This is a genomic window from Clostridium sp. HBUAS56010 (assembly GCF_007115105.1).
GTDB lineage: Bacteria > Bacillota > Clostridia > Lachnospirales > Lachnospiraceae > Lacrimispora.
The window spans coordinates 256485-262701 of the sequence record NZ_SULJ01000003.1; the positions used below are offsets into that span (position 1 = coordinate 256485).

Annotated in this window: 7 protein-coding genes and 1 pseudogene; 1 reads left to right on the forward strand and 7 read right to left on the reverse strand. The window is 35.0% G+C overall.

What is annotated here, in order from left to right; translation table 11 throughout:
* Nucleotides 1-88: 88 nt before the first annotated feature.
* The 6 genes from FAY33_RS07885 to FAY33_RS07905 all read right to left on the reverse strand — a co-directional run bounded on the left by FAY33_RS07885 (nt 89) and on the right by FAY33_RS07905 (nt 4765).
* A complete protein-coding gene (locus FAY33_RS07885) occupies nt 89-508 on the reverse strand; it encodes a GNAT family N-acetyltransferase (RefSeq protein ID WP_243126649.1) in 420 nt (139 codons plus the stop codon).
* Nucleotides 483-608 carry a hypothetical protein gene (locus FAY33_RS20060; RefSeq protein ID WP_279231852.1) on the reverse strand — a complete coding sequence of 42 codons (126 nt, stop codon included), beginning with the start codon at nt 606-608 and terminating at the stop codon, nt 483-485. The genes FAY33_RS07885 and FAY33_RS20060 overlap by 26 nt, the downstream gene beginning before the upstream one ends.
* Nucleotides 609-983: 375 nt before the next feature.
* Complete coding sequence (locus FAY33_RS07890) at nt 984-1817, reverse strand: hypothetical protein (protein ID WP_143320468.1); 834 nt, start codon at nt 1815-1817, stop codon at nt 984-986.
* A 529-nt stretch (nt 1818-2346) separates the two neighbouring features.
* Entirely contained in the window at nt 2347-3384 is a 1038-nt protein-coding gene (locus FAY33_RS07895; protein WP_143320470.1) for a DUF4234 domain-containing protein, read from the reverse strand.
* Nucleotides 3385-3672: 288 nt separating this feature from the next.
* A complete protein-coding gene (locus FAY33_RS07900; protein ID WP_143320472.1) occupies nt 3673-3852 on the reverse strand; it encodes a hypothetical protein in 180 nt (59 codons plus the stop codon).
* Nucleotides 3853-4156: 304 nt separating this feature from the next.
* Nucleotides 4157-4765 carry a pentapeptide repeat-containing protein gene (locus tag FAY33_RS07905; protein ID WP_143320473.1) on the reverse strand — a complete coding sequence of 203 codons (609 nt, stop codon included), beginning with the start codon at nt 4763-4765 and terminating at the stop codon, nt 4157-4159.
* 248 nt (nt 4766-5013) lie between these two features.
* Between FAY33_RS07905 and FAY33_RS07910 the strand changes: the two are divergent.
* A pseudogene (locus FAY33_RS07910) lies at nt 5014-5777 on the forward strand (IS5 family transposase).
* Between the two features lie 17 nt (nt 5778-5794).
* On the opposite strand, the gene FAY33_RS07915 reads toward FAY33_RS07910, so the two are convergent.
* On the reverse strand, nt 5795-6217 hold a 423-nt coding region (locus FAY33_RS07915), incomplete at its 5' end, for a hypothetical protein (RefSeq protein WP_207706006.1).

Consider the following 6217-nt stretch of genomic DNA (forward strand, 5'->3'; position numbering starts at 1 on the left):
CGATCATGGTTACAGGCTTTGTTCTATTTCAAATCCATAACCCGATGTCAGTCTTTTGGTGTTAATATCTGCAAGTAATGAGCGGTAATTATACCTCACCAAAATCCGAATCTGCCTTTCCGTATAAAATCATTTCATAATCAAGAAAATCACCCGAAAATTTAGAATGTGTTTCGTTTTTTCTCCTTCGGCTAAGTTTGAAACCCACACTTTCATAATTGTGTTGTGCAATTAAACCACTATTCGTACCGACAATTATCTTTTGGGGATTATCATACTGTTGAATTCTATGAATAGCCTCTTGAAGCTGCCTTTTGCCATATCCATTCCCCTTGTATTCTGATGCAATACAATTATGACCGATCTCTACATACTCCGGTCTATTGCGCGGATCCCAGGAAGCAAAGCCGATTGGCTCACCAGCCAATTCCGTAATAAAACCACATTTATCTGCAATCTCCAAATGATCAAAGAAAAAATCATCAAACTCCAGCCAATACTTTTTCAAAACACGATTTCCAATTTATATCAAATGAATATCCATCTTCTAATAAACGATACAATATTCCTCTTTTATAGAAGCTGACCTTTTTAAATGCTAATTTCATACTTATTCCCCCTCAAATTCAAAAATGAATGTAATATAATTCCTTATTTAAACTCATAATTTCACTTGCATTAAAAGAATAACATTAAAAATGAAAAGTGGCAATTGTTTCTAATGTTAAAATTAAATATAGGATTAGTCGTTACCGAATCTATGAAATCTGAAAACTTGATTCACATATGTTTATGCCTTAAGTCCCCAGGGGGCGACAGCTTATCTACAATAAACCAAGGGATGAAAGAATAAGTTATTTCTTTTATCGGTTGTTAATGTCAATTCTCTACCAAATGAATTGCAAATTATTTCTGATTTTATTCTTGAAATAAAAAAGAGAGGGGATTGACCGCCTCTCTATCACTTTTTATATGTAATCAATTTAAAAACTAATCCCTGTTAACTTTTTCAGTATAAAATTAATTGTTTCAGAAGCCACATTAACAAAAATACTCTCAAAGATATCATGGTGCTTATTGATTAATTTCGACAATGAGTCCTTATCTTGCTCGTTACAATACGATCTTGCCATTCCGGAGCAGAAATATTCTTGCGAGTTGACATCAAATTTGCCAAGTGCTTGTGTAAAGTATTCCTCTGCCTCTTGCCAATCTGACGTAAAATCACTATTTATAACTCCATTGGAAGAACTAATAACAGATCCTTTAACGCCCCCTCCTATAGCAGTTCCGCTTCCGGTATTTACCACCTTATTTCCACCTACATTATCGCCTTGCTTAACTTGGAGGTTACTGTTATTTATATTTGAATTATTAAGCACATTATTATCTCCGATTTGGCACGTTCCAAAGTTTATAACTGCATGCTCCTTTTTACCGTTAAAGCAATTGACCAAAGCTTCCTGGGCTTCAAATAAAAACCCTTTACTATCACATGAAAAAACCAATTTTGAACCGGAATTCAAATCTAAAACCAAATAATCTCCCAATTGACTATTCCTCTCATATATCTTATAAATCATGAATGCACATATGCCTAACACAATTATACCTACAATACGAAAATTATCACTAAACATAGCCCACAACCCTAAAACGCAGCCAATAAACAGCCACAACGGATATTCTTCTTTTGGCATAGGCGAAACTTCACTTTTTGAAATATTACTCAACTGTACAGTAGCGTTTTCCCACTTCATGACATTTTTATCAATTAACATATTAACTGATTCAAAAACCTTTTTTTCTTTTTTCATTACACATCCCCCTATTTCATTTTCTTTAATTATATACCAAATTTCTCCAAAATAAAACACCTGTCGACAAAAAGCTTGATAGGTGTTTTCAAACTGAAATCATAATAACTAAAAACGGATCTGCATAAAAATACAGGATACAATCCAGATAACCATTTACTGATATTTTAAGAAAATAACCTGACTTAGTTTTGATTCATCAAAAGGTTGAAAACTACATTGACTCATTTTAAAAGCAGTTGACCTTAGAAGAAATCTTTCCCCCCAATAGGCTGCGTAAGATGTTACGTTTACCATCTGGCATTTGCACTCTTTGTACTGTTTCCTTTTTCTTTCCATAATGAAAGGCCTTCTACAGATTCATATCTTATCACAGCAGACCTTTAAAAATCTTATTTATAAAAACTTTCACAGACTCCATTTTTCTGTACCCCCCATGGTTCACCATGAACCACGGGGGTAGTCAGTTTTCTTTCAGATAACTCTTTGAAATAGTCTTTTATAATTCCTCGTTTCATAAGAAATTGATTTATAAGTCTCTCTTTGTACATCCGGAAAGCTGTGATATTGCAAGCAATAGGAATGGGAGCGCAAAAAGAAATAAATAACCGGGCACTACATAGATTCTGTGTTGGAGCAATGCCATAACGGCAATACCCACTGATGCAATTCCAAAAAAGACAGTGGTCGCAGCAAGGAAAATCGAACGCAGTTTATTTACTGATACAGAAATCATAAATTCTATACAACAAAATACTGCCGCACCTATCCCCGCCACCAGCATACTGCTAATCATAACAAGATTACATACAAACAAAGAGCTAAGGACACGAAATACTACGTAGAACTGCTTATAAAAAATACCATTTATTAAAAGAGACACTGATAAAAGTATCATGGCTGCCATCGTAACTATACGGACTGCCTTGCTTTTTCCCCCTCCATAACATGGTCCCAGAAATAAACAACTAATAACCGGTATGCAGATGCCTGCGAGAATTAGGCTGAAAGAAAAGATATTATATGTAAGGGTATCGTTCAGCCATAAGATGAAATCATATCCCCACGCCCTTTTTATACCATTGCCCAGTAAAAATCCCAGTTTCAAGGTATAGGAGACAAGTAGAAACAATAAAGCTGCAAAAGTTCCTGCTATAGAGACGAACCATCTCATTGTTCTGTTGCCTGTATTCTGCTGCATATCATATAAGGAAGCATTTTGCTCAGGAATACCGCCTATTTCATTAATTTCCTTCTGCATCAATGCCATAGAAGCCGGCCAGGCAAAAAATGTCAAAATCAGAAATAACAGCTTTAAATTTTTAGGAGACAGCCCTGCTTTGCTCCTTTCATGATCCAGCACAACACCAATTTTCCAAGACCAAAAATAGGTATAGATTCCACAGGTAATCAGTTCAAACAGCAAAGCTTTTATGCCAGAAGTCTTTTTATAAGGCTTTGCAAGTTCATTAACAGTATCAGTAATCTGCACAAGCCAATAAAGCCCGTACAACCCCAATGTTATTATCGTCAATAAAACACACAGCAAGTAATTACGCTTTTTCATCACTCAATTCTCCTCATCTCATTTACAATATAATTTACTCAAGCCTCCCACTTGACAAAGTGTCTCTGCACTTCGAAAATCCATTAATACATAAAATCAGCATGAAATTATCTGGTTTAAATATAATTAAGTTGTAAAAAATAATTACAACCAGAGGCTCATGCAATAAATATAAGTATGACATAAAACAATCAAAATGAAAACCAGTTTTCTAAACTTATCAGAAAATTTTTACCTGCTTTCATCTTTCATCAGCATTAAGCTGCCAATGCACAAAAAAGAAATCCCTCAATCCCTTTCACCGGCTCCTATGATATCACCAGCTACCGGCAATGCTTCTATGAGCGAAAAGACCGCTTCCCAGCCCTTCCCCCGGGCTGCATAGATAACCGCATTTAGAAGGTCTGCAGGCGGGAATATAATTCCAACAACACTAATCACATCCTGGAATCCGTCTATTGTCTGCATGTATTCCCAGAACTTTTTAGCCTTTGATTTTCCATAAATCTCATCCAGCCAGGTTTCATAATAATTCAGGATCGAATGTAAAGATTCGCACTTTAATATAACTACTGCGTAACTTCAAGAGCCAGTCCAAAAGAACATTTCTTTAGATTTGATTTTGGAATGGTATTGTGGTTGAGAGTTATATTCTGGATGAATCATTTTGATGGTATATGGTTAATTAAACTTTGCAGTTAGCATTTAGATACGTTCCTGAATGAACATATCTAAATGAAAATCCAACCAACCATCCTTACAGTTTGTTAATTCAGATATTAAAATATTGCCTTATTTCATCATTTAAATTAATTTTTATTTCATCTTCTATCTTAATACTAACATTATTAAATTTTATATTATTAGCTTCTATAATGTTTTGAAAATTCGTTTGTTCAAAATGACACTCGATAAATATAACATTTTCAAATTTAGAATTATCAAAAGAGCATTCTATGAAATTTGTATTAATAAACGTGACGTTAGTAAATTTAGAATTATCAAAATAACTTCTTACCAATTGAGATTCTATAACTTTAACATCCTGAAAAGAGGTTTCATAGTATGATGTTCTAAAAGAATCTAGTTTTTTAATCTCCGTAGATATAAATTCTGTGTAATCTGCGTTTCCTTTTTTAAATGTATTATATAAAAAAATACACTGATTAAAAATACTACCGCAAAGAGAAGCACCACTTAAATAAACTTTTGAAAAATCACATTTGTTAAATATAATTTCTAAAAAGCTACTGTTATTCAAATCATATGGCGAAAAATCAATATTATTTATGGTAATATCCTGATAAATTAAACTACATTCTTCTTTTGTTTTTCCTAAAGAATATTCTGTATATTTTTGAAGATTGGTAATTAAATCCATATAACCTCCTTATGGCCAAGTAACTATTTTATCCATCAAATTTAAATCAGAGAGCTTTTCGAGAAGTTCAGCCTTATGCAATGAACTTAAATTTGATGTATCAAGAATGACAAATTCACCTTCACTTAAAGATTTATTAATAGATCTAAGTGAACTCTCTAGAGCGTGTTTTAAAATTAAAAGTTGCACAAAACATATGTTTTTATGTCCTTTTTCATGTTAAAATAAAGAAAAAAGGAGTGTTTATTATGTTGCGGCGATATGAATTAACAGATGATGAATGGAATCGTATTGTTGATTTACTTCCTCCCGAAAACACAGGCAAGCAAGGACGCCCACGCAAAAATAACCGCATGATACTTAACGGAATAATCTGGATTGCCCGCAGTGGGGCGCCTTGGCGTGATCTGCCAGAACGATATGGCCCTTGGGAAACCCTTTACAGCCGATTCCGAAAATGGATTGATGATGGAATCCTTGATCATATCTTTCAAAACCTAAGCCTGGAGGCTGAATTAGAGGAATTATCTTTAGATGCTTCCATTGTACAAGCTCATCAGCATAGTGCAGGTGCAAAAAAAGGGGGCCCTCCAATGAAATCGGACACAGCCGGGGAGGAGCCAGCACCAAAATCCATGCAGCCGTAGATGCCTATGGTTACCAGGTATTCTTCATGCTTAGCGAAGGGCAGCGTAACGATATTAATTTTGCAATTCCTGTACTGGAACATATCAATATAGAGGGAAGCAATGTATTGGCAGACCGAGGATATGACAGTAACCAGCTACTGGATTATATCTATGAAAACGGTGGAGAACCTACGATTCCCTCCAGGAAGGGAGCTAAATTTGAGCGCCATTGTGATTGGTGGCTCTATAAAGAAAGGCATCTGGTAGAGAAATATTTTCTCAAACTCAAGGCTTTTCGCCGGATAGCCACGCGTTATGATAAATTAGCTGCCACCTATCTGGGATTCATATGCATTGCTTCTATACTGATTTGGTTAAAATGAACAATTTCTAATGTTTTTCAAACACGCTCTAGTGTATATCCTCCTTTTTTAGGTTTAAAGTTAGAATTAAATGACTTAACATCCCAAGCTTGGCCATTAGCATCAAAAAATTCTGCTTTTCCAGAAGGATCTCTTACAATAGGCCCTTTGATTTTTCCACTTTCTTCTACATTTAGCCCAACTGTACGTTCATGTATTCCCTTTTCAATATCTATTGGTCTATTTGAACCTGTATGTGCTGGATCTTTAGCCAAAGAATCTAACTCATTGGAAGCTCTACCGCCTGTATAATTACCTTCTATGTCATACAGGGGCTTACCCGCCCCTTCAACAACCTTTCCAACCTTCCCTCCCCCATCATCCATATACCGAACATAAGACATCACATCTCCTGCCTCATCTTCAATACGGATTATTATCTTACTTCCATCATCCAGATA